The organism is Virgibacillus sp. M23, assembly GCF_034190895.1.
GTDB lineage: Bacteria > Bacillota > Bacilli > Bacillales > Amphibacillaceae > Virgibacillus > Virgibacillus salarius.
On the sequence record NZ_JAWDHA010000006.1, the window covers coordinates 36,341 to 62,231 of the forward strand.

The 25,891-nt window shown below is 36.1% G+C and carries 21 protein-coding genes and 1 riboswitch; of the genes, 20 read left to right on the top strand and 1 reads right to left on the bottom strand.

Translation table 11 applies throughout. The features are described from left to right. The first annotated feature begins 166 nt into the window (after nt 1-166). From RVS70_RS03660 to RVS70_RS03700, 9 genes are all read left to right on the top strand, one after another. Nucleotides 167-724 (top strand): AAA family ATPase, encoded by a 558-nt coding sequence (locus RVS70_RS03660; protein WP_121605588.1) that lies wholly within the window; start codon nt 167-169, stop codon nt 722-724. A gap of 602 nt (nt 725-1,326) precedes the next feature. After that, on the top strand, nt 1,327-2,793 hold the full coding sequence (locus RVS70_RS03665; RefSeq protein ID WP_321132535.1) for a fructose-specific PTS transporter subunit EIIC: 1,467 nt from the start codon (nt 1,327-1,329) through the stop codon (nt 2,791-2,793). Between the two features lie 3 nt (nt 2,794-2,796). Continuing rightward, entirely contained in the window at nt 2,797-3,252 is a 456-nt protein-coding gene (locus tag RVS70_RS03670) for a PTS sugar transporter subunit IIA (RefSeq protein ID WP_321132536.1), read from the top strand. Between the two features lie 32 nt (nt 3,253-3,284). Next, a complete protein-coding gene (locus RVS70_RS03675; protein WP_321132537.1) occupies nt 3,285-5,924 on the top strand; it encodes a glycoside hydrolase family 38 C-terminal domain-containing protein in 2,640 nt (879 codons plus the stop codon). A gap of 48 nt (nt 5,925-5,972) precedes the next feature. Beyond that, on the top strand, nt 5,973-6,776 hold the full coding sequence (locus RVS70_RS03680; RefSeq protein WP_121605584.1) for a MurR/RpiR family transcriptional regulator: 804 nt from the start codon (nt 5,973-5,975) through the stop codon (nt 6,774-6,776). An 85-nt stretch (nt 6,777-6,861) separates the two neighbouring features. Then, complete coding sequence (locus RVS70_RS03685) at nt 6,862-8,247, top strand: glycoside hydrolase family 1 protein (RefSeq protein ID WP_321132538.1); 1,386 nt, start codon at nt 6,862-6,864, stop codon at nt 8,245-8,247. Nucleotides 8,248-8,281: 34 nt separating this feature from the next. Continuing rightward, nucleotides 8,282-9,181, top strand: coding sequence for an ROK family protein (locus tag RVS70_RS03690; RefSeq protein WP_121605582.1), 900 nt, complete (start codon nt 8,282-8,284; stop codon nt 9,179-9,181). 453 nt (nt 9,182-9,634) lie between these two features. After that, a complete protein-coding gene (locus RVS70_RS03695; RefSeq protein WP_321132539.1) occupies nt 9,635-10,726 on the top strand; it encodes a hypothetical protein in 1,092 nt (363 codons plus the stop codon). Between the two features lie 184 nt (nt 10,727-10,910). Beyond that, complete coding sequence (locus tag RVS70_RS03700; protein WP_258469539.1) at nt 10,911-11,324, top strand: YbaN family protein; 414 nt, start codon at nt 10,911-10,913, stop codon at nt 11,322-11,324. 83 nt (nt 11,325-11,407) lie between these two features. Here RVS70_RS03700 and RVS70_RS03705 read toward each other — a convergent pair whose 3' ends face one another. Further along, complete coding sequence (locus RVS70_RS03705; protein WP_034679134.1) at nt 11,408-12,073, bottom strand: Crp/Fnr family transcriptional regulator; 666 nt, start codon at nt 12,071-12,073, stop codon at nt 11,408-11,410. Nucleotides 12,074-12,146: 73 nt separating this feature from the next. Between RVS70_RS03705 and RVS70_RS03710 the strand changes: the two genes are divergently transcribed. The 11 genes from RVS70_RS03710 to RVS70_RS03760 all read left to right on the top strand — a co-directional run bounded on the left by RVS70_RS03710 (nt 12,147) and on the right by RVS70_RS03760 (nt 25,861). Then, complete coding sequence (locus RVS70_RS03710; RefSeq protein WP_026681562.1) at nt 12,147-12,905, top strand: HAD-IIB family hydrolase; 759 nt, start codon at nt 12,147-12,149, stop codon at nt 12,903-12,905. Between the two features lie 721 nt (nt 12,906-13,626). Then, entirely contained in the window at nt 13,627-14,934 is a 1,308-nt protein-coding gene (locus tag RVS70_RS03715; protein WP_121605578.1) for an NtaA/DmoA family FMN-dependent monooxygenase, read from the top strand. A gap of 116 nt (nt 14,935-15,050) precedes the next feature. Further along, nucleotides 15,051-16,037, top strand: a complete 987-nt coding sequence (locus RVS70_RS03720) for an ABC transporter substrate-binding protein (RefSeq protein WP_026681560.1) — start codon at nt 15,051-15,053, stop codon at nt 16,035-16,037. 552 nt (nt 16,038-16,589) lie between these two features. Further along, on the top strand, nt 16,590-17,408 hold the full coding sequence (locus tag RVS70_RS03725) for a sulfite exporter TauE/SafE family protein (protein ID WP_121605577.1): 819 nt from the start codon (nt 16,590-16,592) through the stop codon (nt 17,406-17,408). Between the two features lie 13 nt (nt 17,409-17,421). Then, on the top strand, nt 17,422-18,819 hold the full coding sequence (locus tag RVS70_RS03730; protein WP_121605576.1) for a bifunctional metallophosphatase/5'-nucleotidase: 1,398 nt from the start codon (nt 17,422-17,424) through the stop codon (nt 18,817-18,819). A 79-nt stretch (nt 18,820-18,898) separates the two neighbouring features. Continuing rightward, the gene (locus tag RVS70_RS03735) at nt 18,899-19,201 is read left to right on the top strand and encodes a YunC family protein (RefSeq protein ID WP_026681557.1); all 303 of its coding nucleotides are present in this window, start codon (nt 18,899-18,901) and stop codon (nt 19,199-19,201) included. A gap of 523 nt (nt 19,202-19,724) precedes the next feature. Continuing rightward, nucleotides 19,725-20,810: an HD-GYP domain-containing protein gene (locus RVS70_RS03740; RefSeq protein WP_321132540.1), complete on the top strand. Its 1,086-nt coding sequence runs from the start codon at nt 19,725-19,727 to the stop codon at nt 20,808-20,810. Between the two features lie 60 nt (nt 20,811-20,870). After that, a complete protein-coding gene (gene yunB, locus RVS70_RS03745; RefSeq protein ID WP_026681555.1) occupies nt 20,871-21,650 on the top strand; it encodes a sporulation protein YunB in 780 nt (259 codons plus the stop codon). A 54-nt stretch (nt 21,651-21,704) separates the two neighbouring features. Beyond that, nucleotides 21,705-21,883, top strand: a riboswitch (Lysine riboswitch). A gap of 172 nt (nt 21,884-22,055) precedes the next feature. Next, complete coding sequence (locus tag RVS70_RS03750; protein ID WP_121605574.1) at nt 22,056-23,606, top strand: Na+/H+ antiporter NhaC family protein; 1,551 nt, start codon at nt 22,056-22,058, stop codon at nt 23,604-23,606. 606 nt (nt 23,607-24,212) lie between these two features. After that, nucleotides 24,213-25,751 carry a sodium-dependent transporter gene (locus RVS70_RS03755; protein WP_026681553.1) on the top strand — a complete coding sequence of 513 codons (1,539 nt, stop codon included), beginning with the start codon at nt 24,213-24,215 and terminating at the stop codon, nt 25,749-25,751. A gap of 2 nt (nt 25,752-25,753) precedes the next feature. After that, nucleotides 25,754-25,861 (top strand): methionine/alanine import family NSS transporter small subunit, encoded by a 108-nt coding sequence (locus RVS70_RS03760; RefSeq protein ID WP_121605573.1) that lies wholly within the window; start codon nt 25,754-25,756, stop codon nt 25,859-25,861. Nucleotides 25,862-25,891 lie beyond the last annotated feature (30 nt).

The following is a 25,891-nucleotide window of genomic DNA, read 5'->3' on the forward strand; positions in this document are numbered from 1 at the left end:
ATAAGATTTGATCCTTCTCTTTATTTTTCCTATAACGCCAGGATTTTAATAATTCTTCTACATATATCATGCCGAAATTACATAAACGATTCACTACCATTTATTACTTCACAGTATGCTACAAATAGATAGCATCTTATTTTTGAACAAAGAAAGGAATTTTCTAATGAATCGTATAGTAAGAAATGACTTTATCATTATTACCGGAGGACCAGGATCTGGAAAAACGACCCTGTTGCATGAATTAAAGAAACATAATCAATCGTTTGTTCCTGAGGTTGCAAGGGAGATTATTAAAGCACAGCTTGCTTCGAATGGTGATGCTCTGCCTTGGGGAAATGTAACAAAATATCGTGATCTCATGCTAGTTCAATCCATAGAAAGTTATCTTTCAGCATTGACGAATCCCTCTAACCAACCCCTATTTTTCGATCGGGGCATTCCAGATACGCTTACCTATACATATTTAATAAACATTCCTGTTTCGGAACAGCTTGACTACGCCGTCAAAAGCTACAGGTATAATAAAAAGGTATTTATTTTACCACCTTGGAAGGACATATACCAAAATGATGATGAGAGAAAACAAGATTATGAAGAAGCGGTCGTAACTTATCAAGCTATGTTTAGGATTTATGAGCAACTTGATTATGAGCTTATTGAGGTACCAAAAATAGGGGTGAAGCAGAGAGCAAGCTTTGTCCTTAAGAATGTTAAATCATGAAGGTAATTGTTGTAATGATCGTGCTAATTGAGTCGTGTGTCCTTCGAAAGTATTTCGTAGCTAAAATATCTCTTCCTGTATTCTGCTACGACTGTTAATAAGCATGAACCATACTAGAAAAACAAGCTTATTTTGTATGAGAAATTTGATAGGAATTGCTACTTTTGGAAGGGAAAATACGAATCCTGCTAGCTACAATACATTACTTTCCCAATCTTACAAAGTGCCCCATAGGCTTTTTTTTTCGATATTTTCTCTATAACCCCCCCTGAGCCTTTAATTTCAATAGTTGATTTCCTCTGGCCTCTACTTTCCTAATCAGCTACATCTTTATATTCGCTTAAAACTGAATAATTGATTTATGAAAGTATTTTCATTAAATGCTGTAAAATTGATAGTTGAAACAGGTTTCATTGAAAGTATATACATTCAAACAATTTGAACATATAATGAGGTGCAAGAGCTAAAAGGCATTGTAATTATTGTATTCATATAAGTATTCATTAAATGATTAGGCGGTGAGAGGTTATATTTAAGTACCATAGAAAGTGTAAGAGGAAAATAGTTCATAAATAAACGTTGTAAAGGAAGGTGGAATATACATGTCACAGAAAAAGATTGTTGGGGTTACAGCTTGTTCTGCTGGAATAGCTCATACTTACATGGCTGCTGAATCTCTTGAAAAAGCTGGAAAAGAAAAAGGATATCAGATTAAGGTGGAGACGCAAGGGTCAATTGGTATTGAAAACGGTTTGACTGATCAGGAAATTGAAGCAGCTGATGTGGTTATATTAGCTATTGAAATAAATATTGATATGTCTCGGTTTATTGGGAAGCGTGTCATGCGTGTCAGGGCATCTGAAGCAATAAAAAATCCTGATGCATTAATTGAAAGCGCTTTGAATGAAGCGAAACCTTATGGAGAAAAAGGTACAAAGGCTGGTATTGCAAAAATGGGAAAAACGGATGAGGGTGGTTTTTTCCAACATATTATGGCTGGAATTTCATATATGATTCCAATGGTAATTGCTTCTGGTCTTATTTTAGCTATAGCAAATGTTTATGCATTTCAACGCGATGAGGCAGGAAGAATTGTTGAATGGGGATTTGATACATCAACAGCAATGGGCGAATTAATGGCCAATTTATTTAGTGTTGGACAAGTCGGATTCTTATTAATGATTCCACTTTTTGCTGGGTTTGTTGCAAATTCAATTGCAGGCAAACCAGCTATCGCTGCTGCTATGATAGGGACTTATATTGCTAATGATGCAGAAATGCTTGGTTCAGAAGCCGGAGGAGGCTTCTTAGCTGCGATACTTGTTGCTTTTACTGCCGGGTATTTGGTAAAGCTACTTAAAAAAATCCCATATCCTAAATTGATTCAACCAATTGTTCCAATTATGCTGATTCCATTAATAAGTACCCTCTTAATAGCACTATTTGTCTTATATGTGGTCGGAAATCCAATGGCCTCCATGATGAACTTTTTATACGATGGGTTAACGACCTTAAATGAAAACTATGCGGCAGCTCCTGTTATTATCGGTGTCATTATCGGAGCTATGGTTGGATTTGATTTAGGGGGACCGATTAACAAGACAGCTTTAGTGTTTGGTACCGCCGTTTTTACAGATACAGTTGCAAAATATGGAATCGAGGGAGCAAATTTTGTTCCACAAACAGCAACACAGGCTGCTATTTCAGTCGCTCCACTAGGAATTTGGTTAGCATCTTTACTTTTTAAGAAAAAGTTTTCCCAAACAGAAAAGGTGTCTGCAAACAGTGCATTTGGCATGGGAATTGTTGGTGTGACAGAAGGGGCTATCCCATTTGCAGCACAAGATCCTATTCGAATGATACCTGCTTTTGTTGCCGGCTCCGCTGTTGCTGGTGGTCTTGCTGCTGGATTAGGAATTAAGTTTTATGGAGGAATAGGATCACCATTAGGAGCATTTATAGGGTATATTGAACAGCCAATTCCTTTTGTTACGTGGATATTTAGCGTCATGATGGGTGTATTAGTAACCGCCATAATTATTGGACTTACGAAAAGAAAGGTCGAGTAAAAGATGATAAATGAAATGTTTGATGCAAATCATGTTGTATTTAATTCAGATATAGAAACGAAAGATGACGTATTGCGTTTTATTGCTTCATTTGCAGAACGTATTGGAATTGTTAAATCTTCTAAATCCTATTATAAAGGACTGAAAAAGAGAGAAAAAGAAGTGACCACAGGGTTTAAAGATGGAATAGCGATTCCGCATTGTAAACATAAAACGGTATTAAAACCTGCATTGATGCTTGTGAAATTTACTCAACCAATTGAATGGGAATCAATGGATAAAAAAGCTGTCCATATCACATTTGCATTAGCGATTCCTGAGGGAGAAAATCAAGAGCATTTAAAAGCACTAAGTACCATTTCTCGTGCATTAATTGATGAAACATTTATCGATTCGCTTTTATCTGTTACATCTGAAGCGGGGATGTACAAATTGATTAGGAGAAAATTTAGTAATTAAAACAATTAGGATTAGACGAGGTAGGGTGTTAAATGACAAATAAGATTCATGTAATAGCGCATACACATTGGGATTATGAATGGTATTTCACGAGTAGTGAGTCGTTCATCCAACTTTGTTATCATGTAGATGAAGTGATTAAAGCATTAGAAGAAGGTGTCTTGGATTATTATATGCTTGATGGACAAATGAGTATTGTCGAGGATTATCTTGAAGTAAATACAGACAAAAAAGAAAGGCTTATGGCCTTAATTAAAAAAGGAAAATTGAAGGTTGGGCCATGGTACACACAGTCAGATCAAATGATTATACGTGGAGAATCGCTTGTACGTAACCTGCAAATCGGAATGGAGTTGGGAGATTCACTAGGAGGAGCAGATCGATTAGGCTATGTACCTGATGCATTCGGACAATCTATCGATATGCCGAAAATATTTGCACAAATGGGGATAGATAAAGCTGTATTTTGGAGGGGATTATCATCTGATAAAGCTAATCAACGAGAATTATTTTGGGAATCCGAGGATGGTAGCCGGGTCTTAGCTTATAATCTAAAAGACGGGTATTTTGTGGGAGTTCAACTTATTGAAAGCAATAACAGTGAATCTTTAATGAAGCAAATTAAGAAAGGGACAACCTCATCCCATATTGCACTTCCTGTGGGTGGAGATCAACGATATGTAGACTTTAATCTAAAAGAAAGAATTGCTGACTACAATAAAGCTTTGTCATCTGATAGATTAATAGAAAGTAATTATGATGACTTGTTTGAAGGAATAAACAGCGAAAGAAAAGATTTGCCAAAGGTTCAAGGTGAATTATTGAATGCGGAAGTATCGAAAATTCATCGTTCTATATACTCCTCTAGGTATGATCATAAATATATAAATGATAAAGTGGAACGTCGGTTAATATATCAATTAGAACCTTTAATGGCTATTGCAACTCAGATAGGTATTCCTTATAAAAAGGAATTAGTGGATAAAATTTGGAAGCTAACCTTAAAAAATCATGCACATGATAGTGCAGGGGCGTGTAATAGCGATAAAACAAATCAAGCTATTCTACAAAGGCTTATTGATGCTGATCAGTTATCCTATTCTATGGTTGATTACTTAACAAGGAAGATTAGTGAATCTAGGAAAGAGATAAAGGATAATCAAATTACTGTTTTTAATACATTGCCAATGCGCAGGGAACAAGTGTTGAGGCTGAAGATTTCATTATCTCAATCCGACTTTGTAATTTATCATAATGGAAAAGAACTTCCTTATGAAATTATCAGTATGGAAAAACATTCAAATGAACCAATACGAAAGAAAGCAAACACGTCTCCAAAATCATATTATTTTGAGATAGAAATAGCACTTAAACTAGAACTTGCTCCACTAGGATATGAAGTTTTAGATGTTATCGAAGGGAATAAAGGAGATACTCCTCAAATAGTTGAAAATAAGCATAAAAGTTATATAGAAAATGAATATTATAAGATAGACTATGTCAATGGAGAGATTAATGTATATGATAAAGTCTCTGATACATTCTATGAAAATCTCTTCATGATTGAAGACACTGGTGATGATGGAGATAACTATGATTATTCGCCACCATTAGAGGATAAATCGATAATGCTTGGATTTTCGAATAGTTTCATCGAATGTTCTCAAGGGACGTTCGCGTGTTGTCTCAAATTATCTGGAACATTCATTGTTCCTTTATCTCAGGAAGAACGGATTCAGATGAAAAATACTTGCGAAATCCCTTATGAATGTTATATTACATTGAAAACAGGAGAAAGATCCATTGGTATTCAACTAGAGCTAGAAAACAACGCGTTAGATCACCGAATGCGACTACTTATAAATGGAAATGTAAATACGCAACAAAGCATATCAGATACTCCATTTGGAACAATTTCTCGCCCGATAACCGATCCAAATCTACAGTCATGGCAAGAAAAAGCATGGAAAGAAGAGCCAACTGGAATTTACCCAATGTTGAATTTTGTGAACTTACATGACGGGCAAAGAAGTGTTACTGTCTTTTCAAAAGGGGTTAAAGAGTATGAAATAATTGGAAAAGATGACATGAAAATCGCGCTTACCTTATTCCGAGCAGTTGGATATTTAGGGAAGCCAGATCTACTTAGACGACCTGGTGTAGCTTCTGGAAATCAATTTAAATACATTCAAACACCAGATAGTCAGTTACAGAAGAAGCTAAAATATAAGTTTTCGTTAATGCTTGGAAAGTCCTTTTCCGAGTCTGAAGCTTTTAGACACTATCAAGAATATGCTATTTCTGTGCCATATTATCAGCAGCAATCATTAAATCAATTTACAACAACATTAAAATATTTTGTCATGCAACCATTATCTAATGCCGTTCCTAATCATTTGTCTTTGCTTGATACGACTAAAGTGAAAAAGGTTGTTTTTAGCTCATTTAAAAAGTCATGGGATGGGAAAGGGTTTATCATTCGCTTTTTTAATCCTACCTGTAAAAAGATTGAGGACGGTGGGGAAGTGATATCGCATCATGGTTCCATACGATGGTCGTTTACCAACATGGAGGAAACCATAAATGAAAATGATGTCTATCAAGAAAATACGATTCAGCTAGGGATGTTTAAGCCTAAAGAGATTAAAACAATTTATGTTCAGTTTGCATAAGAATTGAGACTTGTTTTGGCAATTACTGAAGCATGTGGGTGATAATAATTGTTGAATAGTGATTTGTTTTTAACTATAGAAAGCTCAAAATTAAAATTCACAGCAGTTGATGAGCAGATAGCTGATTATTTTTTAAGTGGCAAACCGCCACTTAAGCAATCTGTTCTTGCTCGAAAAATTAATGTATCAGCAGCTTCCATTACAAGGTTTTGTAAAAAAATAGGTTTTGAAAATTATAAAGAATTAATGTATTTTTATCGAAAAATGGTAAAAGAACATTCGAATGATAAGAATAAGGTTACAAGGAATTTACAGTATCGATATAAAGAAATGATTAATGAAATTGATGAAAAAATTGATATAGAAGATGTTAAATTGGTATGTAACTATATAAAAAGTCATAAGATTATTCACATCTATGGACTAGGGTTGAGTGCCATTGCTGGTGAAGACTTTAAGTTTCGTTTTACTAGGATAGGGAAATATGTAGAAGTTGTTCAAGATTATGATTCTATTGAGATGATCTCATCCCTTCTAAATAAGGAAAATTTAATTATATACTTATCATTACGTGGTGAAAACAAGCATGTCATTCAATCATTAAGACGTTTAAAAGAAAAAGGGGCTACGATTGTTATTATTACCTCAAATCAATCCTCAGATATAGGTGATCTTGCAAATGTAACCTTACTAACGTCACAGATTAAAAATGCAAATGAAGTGGAACAAATTTCTGGGCAAATTCCTTTATTGATTATTATCGACGTGCTTTATTCGCAATATATTAATATGTTTAGAGAAAATGTAAGTAAATGGATTGAAACGGAGCAAGCCTATTTACAGGGACATTAAAGACCAATCATCTTCATGTCTATTTAAAAAGTATTACTTATATCATTCGTAACGAACTATTATTTGCAAAGATGAGGTGTTACCGATGCATGCAAACGATTATATATTTCCAACAAATTTTAAATGGGGTGCGGCAGCTTCTGCAACTCAAACGGAAGGATCTGCTAATGATGAAAATAAAGCAAAGAATATTTGGGATTACTGGTATCAACTAAACCCGGAACGATTTCATGAAGGCGTAGGAACGATGAAAACATCCGATTTTTACCAGCGTTATACTGAGGATATTAAGCGGATGAAGGCAATTCATTTAAATTCCTTTAGAACTTCTATATCATGGTCTCGATTGCTTCCTGATGGAATAAATGTTAATGGGGAAGCAGTTTCCTTTTATCAAAAAATGTTTGATCAACTTATTGAACATGGTATTGAACCCATTGTTAACCTATTCCATTTTGATATGCCTTTACTTATGCAGGAAAAGGGTGGATGGGAGAGCCTTGAGGTAGTGGAAGCATTCAATTATTATGCTCATACGGCATTTGAACTATTCGGTGAAAAAATTAAGAGGTGGACGACCTTTAATGAACCTATTGTTCCTGTAGAAATGGGATATTTGAATCATTACCATTACCCTTGTGTCGTTGACATGAAGCGAGCAGTGGTGGTTGCTTATTATTCCATGTTAGCAAGTGCAAAAGTAATCCAGACTTATCATGAATCGAACCAAACAGGTAAGATTGGTATTATTTTAAATTTAACACCATCATACCCTCGTAGTGACACAAAAGGGGATGTCAAAGCTGCTCGTATAGCTGACCTATTTTTTAATAGAAGCTTTTTAGACCCTTCTGTTTATGGGTCTTATCCTGAGGAATTGACTGAACTGCTCAGATCATATGATTTATTACCAGAAACAAATCAAGAAGATCTAGCGATTATAAAAAATAATACTGTTGACTTTCTCGGAGTGAATTATTATCAGCCACGAAGGGTGAAGGAGAGAGAGAAGCCATATCAATCGGATCAAATCTTACCTGAAAAGTTCTTTGAATCATATATTTGGCCAGAGCGTCGGATGAATCCTTATCGTGGATGGGAAATATACGAAAAAGGCATTTACGATCTTGCTATTAATATTAGAGATAATTATGGAAATATCCCATGGTATGTAGCTGAAAATGGTATGGGAGTAGAAAATGAGGAGCGTTTTTCAGATGAGTCAGGTATGATTCAAGATGATTATCGAATTGAATTTTATAAAGAACATTTGAAATGGCTGCATAAAGCTATTCGTGAAGGATCAAATTGCTTTGGCTACCATGTTTGGACATTTATGGATAATTGGTCATGGCTCAACGCTTATAAGAATCGTTATGGACTATATCGTGTTGATATAAGGACACAAGAACGTTCCCTTAAAAAGAGTGGACAGTGGTTTGGCGATGTAGCTAGGAAAAATGGCTTTTAAATGAAAAATTATTACACGATAGAGGTGGATCTATATGGCGAATGTTCTCACATTTGATCTCGGTGGGACCTATATAAAATATGGTTTAATAGATACAGAAGGGCATATACTTCATAAGAATTTTATGCAAACACCATCTACACTTGAAGATTTATTAATGTTTATTAAAAGCAAGGTGCTAACCTATACCAATAAAGAGATGAAAGGGATTGCGGTTAGCGCTCCTGGTTCCGTTTCAGAAGATGGTTTCATTTATGGGTCAAGCGCTATTCCGTATATTCATGGTCCCAATATTAAGCATCTTATTGAAAAAGAAACAGGATTAGCAACACAAGTAGAAAATGATGCGAACTGTGTTGGATTAGCTGAAGTATGGAAAGGATCTGCCAAAGGAAAAAAAGATGTATGTGTTGTCGTCATTGGAACGGGTATAGGTGGCGCATTGATAAAAAATGGAATCGTTCATAAAGGGAACACACTGCATGGTGGAGAATTTGGCTATATGATACTTAATCCACATAATCTAAGTAGTGGCATGAATACATTTAGTGAAGTAGCCTCTACCTATTCTATTATTAAGCGTGTCGCCAGTGAAAAACAACTAGAAATATCATCGTTAACAGGTGAAAAGATTTTCACCTTAGCTGACCAGGGAGATAAGGTGTGTGAGAGAGCTATTTCCGAATTTATCACGATGCTTTCGATTGGAATATATAATATTCAATATGCTTTGGATCCGGAGATAATATTAATTGGTGGAGGAATTAGTGCAAGAGATGATTTACTTTTACGATTAAGAAAAGAAATAGATAGGGTTGTCGGTATGGTAGATGTAGCAACAATTGTTCCAAGAGTTGATCGCTGTACATTTCATGCAGATGCTAATATGATAGGAGCGGTGTACCATTTTTTGCAAAGGCAAAAAAATGATTAATAGTATTCCTTTACCAAGAATTTATTTTGATTTTTATCACCATTATTTCTTTCATGGCAAAGATGAATCTGAAAAATAGATGAATAATAAAGACGGATGTGCTTATCTGTAATAAGGTAAGCTTTTTTTATGGTCTAGGAAATTATAACATCGGCCCATGTGAATAAATATGGGGCTCGCGTCCAGCTTCAGCGCCCAGAAGCTAGGTGACTTCACGAATTGCCCTAATCTAAGTCATCATCGGCTCGTAAGCTCACCGTGACTTCTTTATCTCTGTTGTCTTGCTCCAGTAACTACATTTCTAATTGGACTTTTGTTCTGGAATAAATTGGAGCTACATGCTGCATTTTGGGCGAAATAATTGATTGAAAGAATAGGAATTGTATAAGAAGGGATACGTCTTTTTATATTGAAGTATATAATAAAAAGGATAGTGAAGGGAAAACAACGGAAATGAAATTACTTACAACAGAAAATCTAACAGAATTGGAGCTTTTAAATAATGCTTTGAGAAACGAGGGATTAAAAGAGATTTCAAAGGAAACTGAAATTAATAGGTTAGGTGAAGGTGCTTGGCATCATGCATATTTAATCGAAAAGGAACAGCTCGTCCTTCGTATTCCAAAGAGAGTTGCCTATGATAAAGAAGTCGTATTCAATCGAAAAGCGCTAACGTCGGAATATGCTGCTACAAAAGCATTTTACCAACATGCCAACAGAGCGAAAGAGGGAGTTTGTCCGGAGCAATTTAAGTTCTTTGTTGATGAGAAACTGACCTATACGATTGAATCGTATCTAGGCAAATCTATTGGCCTTCAGCGTCAGACAACAGATCTATCGAGAAGGTATGGAAAAGAGTTAGGAGCGTTTTTTCTTGCTCTTGAAAACTTAAATTCTCCTTATAAGGGCATAGGTCATTTGGAAATTGGACAAACAGGTGAGTTAAAAGGTGAACTAGATATGGATTTAAAGGCGTTTGTTTTTGAAGAAACCAAAGAATATCAAGAGGAATTAAATAAATTAATTGATAGTCCTTACGAATTTGATAGGGCAAAAGTTGTAAAAGCTGGGGAAAGTTTCATTTCTCGTCGTTCGATAAACGATGAGAAAATTATTCTGACAAATCAGGATACATCTCCTGAAAATATTATCTATACAAAGCGTGGTGCTAAAATTATAGATCCCTATCCACTGCTATATACAGGAGTATCTTTTGCTGCCAATTATGTGTTTAATTATCAAGCCTTATTCCACTTGTTTCATAACACAAAAAGATATCGCAAAGGGAATTATCATCTTTATATATCCCAATTAATAGCGAGTGCAGAAGGTTTTATTGAAGGGTATACTGGTAGTTCAAAACAGAAGCGTCATGCACTACATATTGAAGTGTTCTTAAAGTTACTTACAATGACGTATACACACTATAAGTTAGTAAATGAAACACCGGTAGACCGTGAACAAATAATTCGCTTTGGAACGAAAGAACAAGTGGAAGAGCGGTTACGAATTTACCTTAAGAAGCTTGAAGAATATCCAAAATAGTAATTATCTGTTACAATTTCACTCGGACTTACCCAATTATTGTTCCATGTTGTATACTTATGAAAGAGTATAGGTAAGATTTTTTCGCAGACAATGAGAAAGCTATAAGTGCTTTCGTAATCATGTAGTTATAGCTAATAATATCTTATTTCTATGTCATCTATTGCAGTATAATAAAAGTAAGGTGATAACCATTAAAAATATTAAAAGTATCCTGTTCTTTCTGCTTGGATCGATCTCGCTAGGAATTGGTGTTGCAGGTATCGTACTTCCTGTACTGCCAGGTGGGCCATTTTTTCTTTTCGCGTCTTTTTGCTTTGCGAAAAGTTCAAAGCGAATCGAAAATTGGTTTAAGGGAACTTCGTTTTATGAAAAATATGTAGAACGATTCCGCCAAAAAAAGGGTATGACACGTAAAGAAAAAATTCGCATCAATTTGATTGCCGATGCTTTTATCCTGTTTTCCGTATTTTATGTGGACATTCTCTTGGTGAAAATTTTATTAGTGATACTTGCTCTTTATAAACATTACTATTTCATCAAGAAAATTAAGACGCTTAAACCGAAACAAGAAGAAATCGCCAAGGATTTTATATAGGAAGCTTTCGTTGTTCAGATTTATAAGAAAATTAGCTATACCCAGTGCTGCGAGACGATGCATTTTTGCATCGTCTTTTGTTGTTATTCATATCGAATGCCTTCTGATAATTGTTGAAGCACCGGCCAATTTTTAATATGTAGCTTTTCTTTATTACGGATAAGGACATGTTGTTCGCTTAACCTTTTCAAAACACGATTTAAGTGACGAGGTGTAGTGCCGATAAGTGAAGCTACTTCATTCGTGTTCGTCGTAAAAAGCTGTTTACCAAATTTTGCATCGGAATAAATGGTACACAGGTATGCAGCGAATCGAGCTTCTACAGGAGCAAGCGCATTAATTCGGGATGCCACAGTACAGGTTTGTAGCTTGTAACTTAACTCCTCTAAAAGCATCTCTGTAAATGGGCTGTAAGTTCTTAAATAGCGCTCATAGATGGTATAAGGTATATAAATAAAAGTAGCTGGATGTATCGTAATAACATCTGATTGGATTGTTTTTTTCTGAAAATATTCGATGTCACCAAGAATTGATACTGGTGAACAAAATCGCAGGAGAAGCGATTTTCCTGTTACTTCATTTGTAGTTACACGATATTTCCCTTCTGTCAATATATAGAAGCCTGAAGCTTTATCTCCTGTATTGACAACCTGCTGACCTGCTTGAAAGGATATCAATTCTATATACGGTTCTAGATGATCAGGAAATGGAAGCTGAAAGGTTTGGATATAATTCATTAATGTAGTCATTTCGTTCTCCTTCGGGACATTGGTCCTTTTTATTATAACAAAACAGGATTATACTGTAAGCGAGGTGAAAGAAATGATTTTTGTATTTGATTTAGATGGTACGATTTGTTTTAAGGGTGAGTCATTAAGTTATGAGATGCGTGAGGCATTAGATGTTTGTATTCAGCATGGACATGAGATCATATTTGCTTCAGCTCGACCGATTCGTGATTTATTACCAGTTTTGCCGAAGAGATATCGCCATTTTCGAATGGTAGGAGGAAATGGAGCTTTCACATTTGAAAATGGAAAAATGCATGTGCGCACGTTTACTCCTAACTTAGTTTTAAAAATAAAGCGATTAATTGAAAAGTATCACTTAACCTATTTAGTAGACAGTGATTGGGATTACAGCTATACAGGTGAGGTGCAGCATTCTATATTTCGTAATCTAGACCCTGAAAAGCAAGCTGAAAATAAGTCATTAGACGAATTAAAGATGATAACCAAAATCGTCTTATTTACGACTACTGATGAAATCAAGCATAATTTGAGTCATTTACCTGTACAGATCTATGAACATGGGAGAGAGAATTTGCTTGATATATCTCCATTAGGAATACATAAAATGAACGGATTAAACCAATTGGGAATACAATCAGGGGAATTTATCGCATTTGGGAATGATCAAAATGATTTAGAGTTATTTAGAAATGCTACATATAGTGTTTGTGTAGGAGAACACGCCATGAAAGAATATGCAACAATTTCCATAAAAAAGGAAAATGTTCCCGCTACGATAAAAAATATTAGTGATTACGCCAAGCATTATAATGAAGCTTTAAAAACTTGATGATTATTAACAAGTTATTCCACCATTTTACCTTGCCTGTTGACCCGAGATTCTGTTATATAGATACCTTTATTTCAATCACTTGGGGTCCCCTTCTTCTGTAAACACATATTTCTTTTTCTCCAATAATAAAAGCATCTCCATAGTAGTCGTTTATTTTAGATATGACTCTCGGGGTGCTTTTTCCTCTAGCTCATTTAATTAGGTATCTTCAGATATACAGGTTTTTCTTTTGTGAATTTTGTTGCCTGCGTCTACTACAGAAATACGATTGGGACTGCGTAATAACATTAAATCTTGATATAGACTTCGTGATTTCGTTTCTAATTAGAAAAAAGTACAAAATTATTCTGGATTTTATGCTTCACAAGCATTATAATGATAATGATAATCAATATCAATTAGATAATCTACTGACTTTCTATTCTGTCTTTTAATGATGTAGGAACAGCAAATGTCGTTTGGTGTTGTAGCCAATCATGTTACAGAAGAAGTAGAAATAAAAAAGGAGGCATGGTTACTAGTTGTTTAACTAATTATTGGGCAGGGCAAGTGTGTTCCTTTTTGTTCTAAGGAGTTCATTGGTCAAGGCGACATAATTTCCAAAACAATGTTACCATTCATAGACTATTATATGGCTGCTGTGCCCATATGTAGAAAATACTTCTGATTAAAGCATTTTCCGGGTACAACTTACTTTGTAGGAAAGGTTTTGGTACATATGACCACAAATAGGCAGCTATGCATCGGTTTGTCCTTGTCAACAACATGGATGAAGGGGAATGGCTGGAGACATACAGACAGTGGTGTAGAAAACTTATATTCAAGCGACTTTTATGTGCAATTAGCGAAGATGGCAGAAGAGGCGAAACTTGATTTTATCTTTAGGCCAGATACATTGTTTCTGAACAAAGAGGTACTGGGGAATTCACCTGGCTTTGGCAGCTTAGATCCGACGCTTCTGCTAACTTCGATTGCTCGTGAGACCAACCGAATTGGACTGGTTACTACTGCTTCTACCACTTTCAACTCACCATATACGGTTGCTAGGCAGCTTCAGTCTTTGCAGTGGATTAGCAATGGGCGTGCAGGGTGGAATATCGTCACTTCCATTGAAGGTGCTGGAAATTTCGGGGATGATCCGATGCCGTCATCACCGGAAAGATATCAGAAAGCAAGTGAATTCACAGACATTGTCCGCAAGCTATGGGATAGTTATCCGAACGAATCGCTGGTTATTAATCGTTCTACAGGACAATATGCGGATAAGGAAATGGTTTCTCCGATCAATCATTCCGGTGATTTTTTTAGTGTTGAAGGACCGCTTAATGTACCGGCACATAAATCAGGGACCATTCCTTTGTTCCAAGCAGGCGCCTCAGAATCGGGACGTAACTTTGCAGCTTCGGTAGCGGACGCTATTTTCGCAGCCACTCCAGATATGGCTTCAGGTATTGAATTACGTGATGACCTAAGGAGACGAGCGAAGAAGCATGGACGCCATCCAAGCGCAATACGAGTTTTGCCTGGATTGTATTTTTTCCTAGCCAATACGCGTGAGGAAGCACTAGAACTACATCGGAAAGCGCATGCACATCTAAGTCAAGAGCATAGATATGCTTCAGTAAAATCCATACTTGGTATGGATATCAGTACACTACCTTTAGATCAATCGATAACAGTCGATATGCTACCCGATCAAAATCAATCAGTTCGCAGTAGGACGCATGCTGATTTGTTGCGCAGGTTAATTACACGACAGCAGCCCACAGTGGAAGAACTGTTGTCAAGGCCGGAGGTAGTCGGTTCTGCACATTGGGTCGTCGTAGGAACAGTTGAGGACGCGCTAAATGAAATTACGGAGTGGTTTGAAACAGGTGCTGCAGATGGGTTTATTGCTTTACCAGGAGGCTCGAAAACATCGATGGAACTGTTCTTTAGCGAGCTGATGCCAATGCTAGTTGAGCGAGGGTTGTTTAGGAGTGAATATACTGGGTCTACCTTACGTGAGCATTTAGGTATCACATAAACTGTCACTGAAATAAGTCTGATTGGATATCAGTTTTTATCAGTGAAACAATTAATTGGAAGATAGCTTAGATTTTAAGTATTACTATTATTATAGCGGGAAGGGGTTTAGGAAAGATGAAAAGATTTATGTTCGTTAGTTTAATCGCATTACTAATGGTTGTATTAGCTGCATGTGGAGGAGATAAAGATAGTGAGTCAAGTTCTTCTAATAATAGTGAAGACACGGCTCAAGCAAATGAGGATACTAGCGAGGAAAGCGAAACAAGAACAATTGAGTATCTTGGTGAAGCGTACACTGTACCAAAAACTGTAGAAAAAGTTGTTGTGACAGGAGCAATGGAAGCAATGGAGGATGCTACAGTACTTGATGTAAACTTAACAGGAGCGATATCTGTGGGAGGAGAGTTCCCAGAGATTTATGCTGCAGCGACCGAGGAAGCTGAATCCATTGGAGAAAAACAACAGCCAAATTTTGAGAAGATACTGGAATTGAAGCCAGATGTAATACTTGGAACAACGAAATTTCCTGAAGAAGTACAAGAGAAATTGCAGAAAATAGCTCCAACTATTTTAGTTTCGCATATTTCAACAAACTGGGAAGCTAATTTGAAGCTAATGGCTGAATTAACTGGAAAGCAAGCAGATGCAGAAACAATCTTGTCTGAATATGAATCAGATATGGCTACTGCAGAAGAATCATTAACAGAGAAGCTCCAAGGTAAAAAAGTAGCAGCTATTCGAGTTCGTGGAGGGCAAGTTTTCGTCTATCCAGAAGGTGTATTCTTTAACCCTGTACTATATGATGAACTGGGATTAGAAGTTCCAGACGAGGTGAAGAAAGCGAAAACACAAGAGGCAATATCTGTTGAACAACTAGCTGATATGAATCCGGATTATTTATTTGTGCAATTCTCTACTAGTGAAAATGAAGAAAATGAAACTGCCTTCGAGGAAATGAAAAAGAATTCGATTGTACAAAATATCAATGCATTTAAAAATGATCACGTGTTTGTGAACGTAGTTGACCCACTAATGGAGGGTGGTCCAGCTTATAGCCGAATTGAATTTTTAAAAAATGTACAAGAACATCTGGAAAAATAATGTTACGTTTTAATTTGTAGTTTTAATAGAGTCTATAGACTTTATAATTAGTAGGATTCATAAGTTAAGGTCTATGTCTAATAGAATCTTCTATTAAATTTATTCCATATAGTATATTTTTATATATAATTATCCATACTATAAATGGAAGGAGGGGACAAGCCCCTCTTCATAGCAGTGCCCATAATTGTTTGATGAGTAGGACTGTCATAATTATGGGCCAAGTTTTTATCAATATAATATTCTCTTTGACTTGAATATATATCATCCACATCCCTCCTTTGCTTTTGTATATATTATCTCCAGAAAGATTATTTTTGATTCAATTATGGGACGAAGTTATTAATTTTTTTGGTATTGATTACGTGAAAAAAAGACTTTATATGTTGACGAGATAGCAGTCTTAAGCCTTTTGGTTTACGGCTGTTTTTCAATATTTCATTAGAGGTTTTGAAGTTTATGTTAAACTGAATGCTTCCATATAGGAATTATTAAAAATCAATGCTAGTATTGAATAAGACAGAAAAAATGGTTGGATGGAAGGGATATTGATTGGTCTTTGTTATTTGTATACTTATAGGAATTTTGACAGCTTTTGTAGGTGGTTTAATGGGGCTAGGCGGTGGAATTATTCTTATTCCAAGCCTATTATTTTTAAACCAGCTTTCCGATGCATTTTCTTGGGCAACCCCTCAAGCTATTGTTGGAATATCATTAGTCTCTATGGTTTTTACCGCCATGTCATCAACTATTGCTTATTACAAGCGTGGACGTGTTGATTATAAAACAGGTCTACTGTTTTTATCTGGTAGTTTACCTGGCGGCATGATAGGGTCTTGGTTAAATCAATTTATTGATGGTGATCAATTTCTACTCTACTTTGGATGTATTACAATTGTCATTTCGCTCCTTTTCTTTATTAAGCGAAAAGAGCCAACAAAGCAGATAAGTAATAACATAAGTGAGATAAGGACATTCGAATTAAATGGAATAACATATCAATATACGGTGTCTAAATGGGTAGCTTTTGTACTATCATTAATAGTAGGAGCTTTGTCTGGGTTATTTGGTATTGGCGGTGGATCCATTATGGTGCCTGCGATGATATTATTATTTGGGATACCGGCGCATATTGCTACTGCTACGTCGATGTTTATGATCTTCTTTATTAGCATTATTGGAGCTGGAACACATATTGCTTTAGGGCATATTGAATGGCAGTATGTTTTCTTGTTTATTCCTGGTGCATGGATTGGTGGAAAATTAGGTGCTTGGGTTAACCAACTTCTAACAGGTAAAACACTAGAATGGATATTACGAATTGTATTAATCATTATTGGGATTCGCATGATTTCTCAAGGGCTATCATAAGGAGCATAACATAATGAAAGAGAATATCTATTTTTATTATACGAATGATTTACATAGCAATTTTGATCAATGGTCTCGTGTTACAGGATATCTTAAAGAGACAAGGGATAGTCGACGTAAATTAGGCTGTTCTTGTTGGGCAGTTGATATTGGTGATCATGTAGACCGAGTTCACCCTATATCAGATGCCTTTATGGGAAAAGCAAATGTTCAACTTATGAATGAAGCAGGGTATGATGTCGTTACGTTAGGTAACAATGAAGGTATTACGTTATCGCATCAGGATCTTTTCCATCTTTATGATGAAGCTGATTTTGAAATAGTATGTGCCAACTTACATAGTAGCGATCAAATAGAACCAGCGTGGCTGCAACAGAGTACGATTCTACAATCCGCTCATGGAGTAAATATAGGAGTTATCGGTTTAACGGCACCATTTAATGCCTTTTATCAGTTACTAGATTGGTATGTATCACCTCCATTTGAACAGTTACAACAGGTGATTGATAATGTGAAAAAACAGGCAGACATTGTCGTTCTGCTATCGCATTTAGGGTATAGTGAGGATCAAGAAATTGCCAAAAACTTCCCTGATATTGATGTTATCATCGGCGGACATACACATCATCTGTTGCGTAATGGCGAGTATGTTAATAATACATTAATAACTGCTGCCGGAAAACATTGTCATTATGTAGGAGAAGTTATTCTAACTTGGGACCATGATGAGCATAAACTGAGTCGTAAAGAGGCATACGCGTTGAATATAACTCATTTACCAAAAGATAAAACTACAGAACGAAGAATAGAGCAATTATATAAACAAGCTACTACCATTCTTGCTAAACCGATTATAGAATTAGCATATCCTTTAGAGGTAAATTGGTTTCAGTCAACGCCAATATTGCAGGCTTTAACAGAATCTATTAAGAAACAAACAGAGGCAGATTGCGCCATGCTAAATGCTGGACTCCTATTAGAAGGTTTACCTGCTGGTAAAGTGACTTATGGTGATGTACATCGCATTTGTCCGCATCCGATAAATACATGTGTCGTAGAGTTGAATGGTGACGAATTACTGGAGGTAATAAGAGCATCACAAACAAAAGAATTTATGCAATTACAATTAAAGGGTTTTGGTTTTCGCGGAAAAGTATTAGGTAAAATGGCGTTTGCTGGACTTGAAATGGATATGGAGGAGTTAAAAAATGGGGAGTACTTTGTAAAACAGGCATTTTTAGGGTCTTATCCATTAGATCCAGAAAAAACGTATACGGTTGCTACTGCGGATACGTTTACATTTGGCAGGCTGTTACCTGAAGTTGCTAAATCAGAAATCAAACAATATTATTTACCAGAATTCTTAAGAGATATATTAGTTTATACATTAAAAGAAGGATTTAAGGATTAAGCGTTTAGGCTTTTGTGACAATAGGCCCTTCATTTGCATATAGATATGAAGAAGAGAATGAAGGAGGCCATACACGTTTATGATTACAGTAAACCCGCTAGAAGTAGATGGAATCTTTTTTACGGCTATCGTTGTAGAATTACCAAAAACGAACTTGTTAATTATTTCGAATGAAGTCGGTTATATCATGTGTGCAGCTCTAGATGTGGATATATTAAATGAAAAATTAGCAGATCGAAAGGTAGTAGCTGGTCGTGCGGTAGGTGTTCGGACAATTGATGAGCTTTTGCATGCACCGTTACAAAAAATAACAGATGCATCCAAGCAATATGGTTGGGAAGAAGGAATGATAGGGAAAGATGCATTGATCCGAATCTCTTAGCTGTCGAGACAGGGAAAAAATTATTACTTTATTCACATCGTAATCCGAACGAATCAGTTCAGATTATTTGTTTACTCGTGCTCACCGCTCCAGCAAAATATTACGCTTTTTGCGGACATGGCTTCAGCTTCCTTGGGTAGCAAAGAGCGTTTTGCTGCGCGGGGTCTTTAGCTTGCGCTGTTCCCACAGGATATGGAAGACTTCGGTAGCGATACATCGTACACAGAAAAAACGCTCTGTTTTCAAAGCGCCTTCGGATTTTGATTGCGCCATGTAGTAACATTTTGTTTTATCGTTCGGCTTTTGGACTAACTATTTTCGTTTCGTACCAGACACTTTTTTACATCCTACGACCTACCATATAATGATGAATACGTTTCTTAAGAATCATAGATTTATAAAGGAATAGGTATAGATATTTCACGTATGTTCTGGTACTATTTGATTAGATTTATGTTAAAATAAGTGGATTTATGTAATTGAATGGGTGTAAATAACTATATATGTGTATTAGGAGAACATAATGAGACTTGCTAATACAAGATCAATAGAACCAGGCGCTATTCTAGCAAAAACAATATATAATGAAAGTGGCGTCATTCTGGTAAATAAAGGTGTTGCCTTAACAAAGCAGTTTCTTGATAGACTAGTAAAGCACGGGATTACATACATTTATATTGAGGATGAAGAAATGAAGGATATAGCGGCAATGCCGACCATTTCAAAATCACTCAGACGAGAGGCTTCAGAAACGATTAAGGAAGTATTTCTTTCCCTACAGCATAATGGATTGACAAACCGATCTTATATCCTTGATCAAAAAGGATCGGAACTTTCAGTGATTGTTCAGCAAATCACGAATGAGCTGCAACAAAACGAACAGTCATTATCATTATTAACCGATATGATTGTATCGGATAATTATATATTTCAACACTCTTTAAATGTAGCCATTTATGCACTGGCTATTGGTGTTAAGTTAAAGCTATCTAATAAGCAATTAGAAGAAATAGGGATGGCAGCAATGCTGCACGATGTTGGAAAGCTGTTTATTAGCCCAGATATATTACAAAAACCAGGAAAATTAACAGAAGAAGAATTTAAAATTATTCAAAACCATACAAGAACGGGATACCGTTTTCTTGTAGGTCAGGATAGTGTACCTTTTGTTGTATCACTTTGTGCCTTACAGCATCATGAACGGTTGGATGGATCAGGCTATCCACTTGGAATAACTTCTGAATCGATACATAAATATGCAAAATTAATAGGGATTGCAGATGTGTTCGACGCAGTTACAAGTAATCGTGTATATCGTGATGCCATGCTTCCTCACGAAGGTTTAGAAATCTTATATGCCGGATCTGGACAATTATATGATAGAGAAATGATTGAAGCGTTAAAGAGTTCTATTGTTGTTTATCCAAATGGTATTATGGTTGATCTAAATGATGGGAGACAAGGTATTGTTGTAAAACAAAATCCGCATGTTTGCGACAGACCAATTATTCGAATTAACAAGGAGCAAGGGAGAAAATTAGCTAAACCATATGATGTTAATTTAGCTAACGTACTAAATGTGGTGGTTTTCTCATGCAAAATAGATTGAGATTTTTTACATTCTAACCTTCTTGGAACAAGCATATGTTTGTTCCAAGGGGGTTTTTAGATGGGTAGACGATCAGGATTAAAGATAAAAGCAACTTCTCCAGCTAAGGCGATTTTTTTAATGACTTCAATTACATTTGTCATATTAACCTCCCTTAGTATTCTAATAGTAGATAAAGGGATAACTCCTCCACTGATGGAGATAGCCAAAAGGAAGACAGTTGAATTCGCGACTAGAACGATTAATGAAGCTGTGAAGTCAACGGAAAACATAAGCTTTGAAGACTTAATGGACGTTAGTAAAGATGAAAATGGATATCCTACCATTGTTGGTTGGAATGCTTCAGCAGTGAGCAGAGCATTGCGAGCTGCTACCATTAGAGCGGAATACTTTTTATACGGAATGAACAAAGGAGAAATGTTAAATACGGATGATCCAGATATGGAACCAAAGGATTACGGAGATTCAGCAAATGAACTTGCTGACAAAGATCCAACGGTAGTCGAGATTCCCATCGGTCAAGTGACCGGAAGTACTATTTTAGCTAATTTAGGACCCAAAGTCCCTGTTCATTTTGAAATTGTTGGCAGTATTCAATCAGATATAAAATACGAAATGAAAGAATTTGGTATTAATGCTGCATTGTTTGAAATTTATATACCGGTTACCGTTAATGCACAGATTGTCGTACCATTTACGACCGAGCCTGCGGAAATTACAACGAAGGTATATGTTGACTCAAGGGTACTTATGGGTGATGTTCCAGAATTTTTTGGTGGTGGAGAAGGAAGTAGTGGTCCAAACATAGCCGTTCCCAAGGATGACTTGAATATTGATTAAGTACTTGTTATAATAATTATTATTAGCTAGTTGAATATTTAAACCTTATCAGATCGGTGAGGTAGAGGTGCAATGGATATGATTAATCAGTCGGAGGATGACAACGATGATGATTGATGAAAGGATGTATTGCCGAAGCATAATAAGTGTCTTCCTTATTATTGCTGGTGTGCTTTTGAATAAGAAGTATACTGTCATGCAAGAAGCAATGTGCATGGAGAACTACTGATCGAAATGGAGGATAACGTATATTGTAAAGGCAATGGTAGGTTATTTTCTATCATTGTCTTTTTGTGTTTACAGAGCCCCCATTCTCTGACGCAGCCCCGTTTTCCACGTATCCCATTTTCTTGAACAGTATGTTTTCTTTCATTATTGCAAACAATCATAGTGGAGGTTACAACAATGGAAGGAACAATTTTTTCCCTTATTCCTGCAATATTAATGCTCGTATTGGTATTAGTAACGAGAAATGTATTATTATCTTTAGGAACTGGGATTGTAGCAGGAGCACTTCTCATTCATGATTTTTCAATATGGGATTCCCTAAAGGAAATAGGAATTATTATTTATACTATATTTATATCGGAAGGCTCGCTAAATACAGGTAACCTTCTGTTATTAGGATTTTTACTTTTATTAGGAATAATGACAGCTTTTCTCCAAGCTTCAGGTGGGAGTCGAGCCTTCGGTGAATGGATGATCAAACGTGTAAAAACAAGAGTCGGTGCGCAAGCAATGAGTGCGGTGCTAGGTATTATCATTTTTATTGATGATTATTTTAACAGCTTGGCTGTAGGGCAAATAGCAAGACCCTTAACAGATCGACATAAGATTTCACGAGCAAAGCTAGCCTATATTATTGATTCAACTTCGGCACCAGTTACGGTAATATCACCGATATCGAGCTGGGGAGCATATATCATTGGTATTATTGGTGGCTTATTTGTAGCAAATGGCATCACAGATATAGGACCTTTAGAGGCGTTTATTAAAATGATCCCATATAATTTATATGCATTAGGAGCCATACTACTTGTGTTTTTAGTAGCCTACTTAAAGATGGATATTGGCCCGATGAAAGCACATGAGCAAAGGGCAATTCAGACAGGAGAATTACTAAATCCTAAGCAGGATAGAGTACCGGGAGATTTAACCGATACGTTTGCAGCACATACAGATGGGAAAATCTATCATCTTCTTGTCCCAATTGGTGTTTTGATTCTTGCTACTGTGGTATCCATGCTTGTTACAGGTGCAAATGCAAGCGATGGTAATGTTAGCATTATATCCATTTTTGCAAATACGAATGTTAATCTATCGCTATTTATTGGTGGTACAATCGCTGTTTTAACATCATTTGTTTTTCATGGATTACAAAGGAAACCGAAAAGCAACGCAGGAAAAATTATTGTAGAAGGTTTGAAAACAATGCTTCCTGCTATTTATATACTATTATTGGCCTGGACAATTGGTTCAGTGATAGGAACATTAAAAACAGGGGAGTATTTAGCACAAATTGTAGATAATGCTTCGATTAGTCCGGCATGGTTACCGTTGTTATTCTTCTTGATTGCAGGATTTATGGCCTTAGCTACAGGCACATCCTGGGGGACATTCGGTATCATGCTTCCGATCGCAGCTGAGGTGACAGTAATTACAGATATTTCTATGTTATTACCTTCTATGGCTGCAGTGCTTGCTGGTTCTGTTTTTGGTGATCATTGTACACCAATATCGGATACGACAATTCTATCTTCAACGGGTGCTGGTGCAAATCATATTGATCATGTCTTGACTCAATTGCCATATGCGATTTTGGCAGCTGTTTCAGCTGGAATTGGCTATCTTATAATTGGTTTCACCAATCAAGTCGTATTTCCTTTAATTGCTACACTTGTTATCGTCTTAGCTATTGCATTAATCCTGCACTTTTTATCGAACACAAAGTCATAATACGAGATCGGTGTTATGCTACGAATGATTATGTATCGGGCATGTAACATACAGTAAAATCGCCGGTTTAGAATAGAGACCAATAGGTTATACTCTTACGGTGCTTACAATAGAAAACTTCGCTTGTTGTAGTCAGTTTATCTTATAACATGGCGATGGTATTCTGTGGAAATAAAAACTTTAAGCTAAAATCCAAGCTGTCGGGAATTTTTTCTCGGCAGTATTTTTATATAGTAGAAAAAATATTGTCCAACTTTTAAAGCTACGAAATGAAGTCTTTGTTCTGTGTGGAGGGAATGTAGCTAGAAGCTTTGTACAAATACCCGAAGAATCTCTAGTGTTACGATGAGGAATCGAGTATTTTTTCTTCTGGAGAAGTAACGAATAACCTAATCTAAAAGCCTATAATAATTGTTTAAAAATATCTAATAACTATATATGCTGTTTTTTTGTTAATTAAAATTAGAAATATCTTGAAATTCAAATAATTCTTTGACATAGTATAAAAGTACCGTTATAATACAAACAGAAATATCTGAAAAAATAAAACTTTAAAAACATTCCTTAAACCAACTATTTTGGTAAGGAAGAGGGGGAGGTATTGTAATGGAAACTCGTTCACAATGGGGGACAAGAGCAGGGTTTATTATGGCTGCTGTGGGTTCAGCGGTTGGACTAGGAAATATTTGGCGTTTTCCAGCTGTCGCTTATGAGAATGGTGGAGGAGCCTTTTTTATCCCTTATCTGTTCGCACTACTAACCGCCGGTATTCCTATTTTGATTATGGAATTTACGATGGGACATAAATATCGTGGTTCTGCACCGCTTACGTATAAGCGAATAAATAAAAAGACAGAATTTATTGGCTGGTGGGCAGTGCTCGTATCGTTTGTTATCTCTACGTACTATTCTGTTATTATTGCCTGGGCAATATCCTATTCTGTTTTCTCAATTAATTTAAGCTGGGGAGCAGATACGGAAGGGTTTTTAATGAATGACTTTTTACATCGTACCGTAGAACCAGGACAAATAGGAAGTCTTGTACCAGGTGTACTTATTCCATTAATTATCGTTTGGGTTGTAGTTCTAGGTATTTTATTTAAAGGAGTTAAGAGAGGAATAGAAATTGCAAACCGCATCTTTATTCCCGCTTTAGTTATTATTTTCCTTATTATTGTTATTCGAGCAATTACATTAGACGGAGCTATGGACGGATTGCAAACATTTTTTTCTCCAGACTTCAGTAAAATATTAGATGGAGAAGTATGGGTGGCAGCATATGGGCAAATATTTTTTAGTTTATCGATTGCCTTCGCTATTATGATCACATATTCAAGCTACTTACCTAAGAAATCGGATATTACCAACAATGCCTTTATTACAGGATTTGGTAATTCAAGCTTTGAGTTACTAGCTGGTATTGGGGTGTTTTCTGCTCTTGGATTTATGGCAGCTCAATCCGGTGTAGGGGTAGAGGAAGTAGTCTCAGGAGGAGTTGGTCTTGCCTTCGTAGTTTTTCCGGCGATAATTAATGAATTCCCAGGACTGAATGGATTATTTGGCTTTTTGTTTTTCGCTTCATTGGTACTTGCTGGATTAACTTCATTGATGTCAATTACAGAGACATATGTTGCTGGTTTAACAGATAAATTCAAAATATCCAGATCAAAGGCAGTTTTATTTGGAGGTGGAATAGCCGCAATTATTTCACTTTTATTTGCGACTCAAGGTGGTCTGTTCTTCTTGGATGCAGCTGACTACTTTATTAATCAATTTGGAGTAGCGCTTATAGGACTTGTTGAAGTAGTGCTTATTGCATGGATTCTTCGTAAAGTAAAGGATCTAAAAACACATGCCAATGCTATTTCTGATATTCGCCTAGGTTGGTGGTGGTCGCTAAGTCTAAATGTTATTACACCTCTAGTATTGGGGTATATGATGTTCGATTTATTCCGACTAAACCTAATGAAGCAATTTGACACAGAAACTGGAAATTATGAAGGATATGCAGATATATTTATCGTATTTGGAGGTTGGTTTGTTGCAGCAGCAGCCCTTATTATCGGTATTGTCATGGCTGCTACTAAGTGGAGGTCCGAAGCTAAAGGTGTTAGTGAGCATTCAGAGGAGAGGGAGGCCAAATAACTATGACTGGCAGTGTCATTTTAGTGATGATTCTTAGTATGGTAATTATTTGGGGAGGATTAGCTGCAAGTGTTATGTATGCTGTGAAGAAATCAAAAGAAGTAAAATAAGAAGTGACCTTTTTATCGAATTTGTAGCAG

Coding starts and splice junctions, on each gene's coding strand:
- RVS70_RS03660 (WP_121605588.1), top strand. CDS start 167: ATGAATCGTATAGTAAGAAATGACTTTATCATTATTACCGGAGGACCA.
- RVS70_RS03665 (WP_321132535.1), top strand. CDS start 1,327: ATGTCACAGAAAAAGATTGTTGGGGTTACAGCTTGTTCTGCTGGAATA.
- RVS70_RS03670 (WP_321132536.1), top strand. CDS start 2,797: ATGATAAATGAAATGTTTGATGCAAATCATGTTGTATTTAATTCAGAT.
- RVS70_RS03675 (WP_321132537.1), top strand. CDS start 3,285: ATGACAAATAAGATTCATGTAATAGCGCATACACATTGGGATTATGAA.
- RVS70_RS03685 (WP_321132538.1), top strand. CDS start 6,862: ATGCATGCAAACGATTATATATTTCCAACAAATTTTAAATGGGGTGCG.
- RVS70_RS03690 (WP_121605582.1), top strand. CDS start 8,282: ATGGCGAATGTTCTCACATTTGATCTCGGTGGGACCTATATAAAATAT.
- RVS70_RS03695 (WP_321132539.1), top strand. CDS start 9,635: ATGAAATTACTTACAACAGAAAATCTAACAGAATTGGAGCTTTTAAAT.
- RVS70_RS03705 (WP_034679134.1), bottom strand. CDS start 12,073: ATGACTACATTAATGAATTATATCCAAACCTTTCAGCTTCCATTTCCT.
- RVS70_RS03710 (WP_026681562.1), top strand. CDS start 12,147: ATGATTTTTGTATTTGATTTAGATGGTACGATTTGTTTTAAGGGTGAG.
- RVS70_RS03715 (WP_121605578.1), top strand. CDS start 13,627: ATGACCACAAATAGGCAGCTATGCATCGGTTTGTCCTTGTCAACAACA.
- RVS70_RS03720 (WP_026681560.1), top strand. CDS start 15,051: ATGAAAAGATTTATGTTCGTTAGTTTAATCGCATTACTAATGGTTGTA.
- RVS70_RS03730 (WP_121605576.1), top strand. CDS start 17,422: ATGAAAGAGAATATCTATTTTTATTATACGAATGATTTACATAGCAAT.
- RVS70_RS03735 (WP_026681557.1), top strand. CDS start 18,899: ATGATTACAGTAAACCCGCTAGAAGTAGATGGAATCTTTTTTACGGCT.
- RVS70_RS03740 (WP_321132540.1), top strand. CDS start 19,725: ATGAGACTTGCTAATACAAGATCAATAGAACCAGGCGCTATTCTAGCA.
- yunB (WP_026681555.1), top strand. CDS start 20,871: ATGGGTAGACGATCAGGATTAAAGATAAAAGCAACTTCTCCAGCTAAG.
- RVS70_RS03750 (WP_121605574.1), top strand. CDS start 22,056: ATGGAAGGAACAATTTTTTCCCTTATTCCTGCAATATTAATGCTCGTA.
- RVS70_RS03755 (WP_026681553.1), top strand. CDS start 24,213: ATGGAAACTCGTTCACAATGGGGGACAAGAGCAGGGTTTATTATGGCT.
- RVS70_RS03760 (WP_121605573.1), top strand. CDS start 25,754: ATGACTGGCAGTGTCATTTTAGTGATGATTCTTAGTATGGTAATTATT.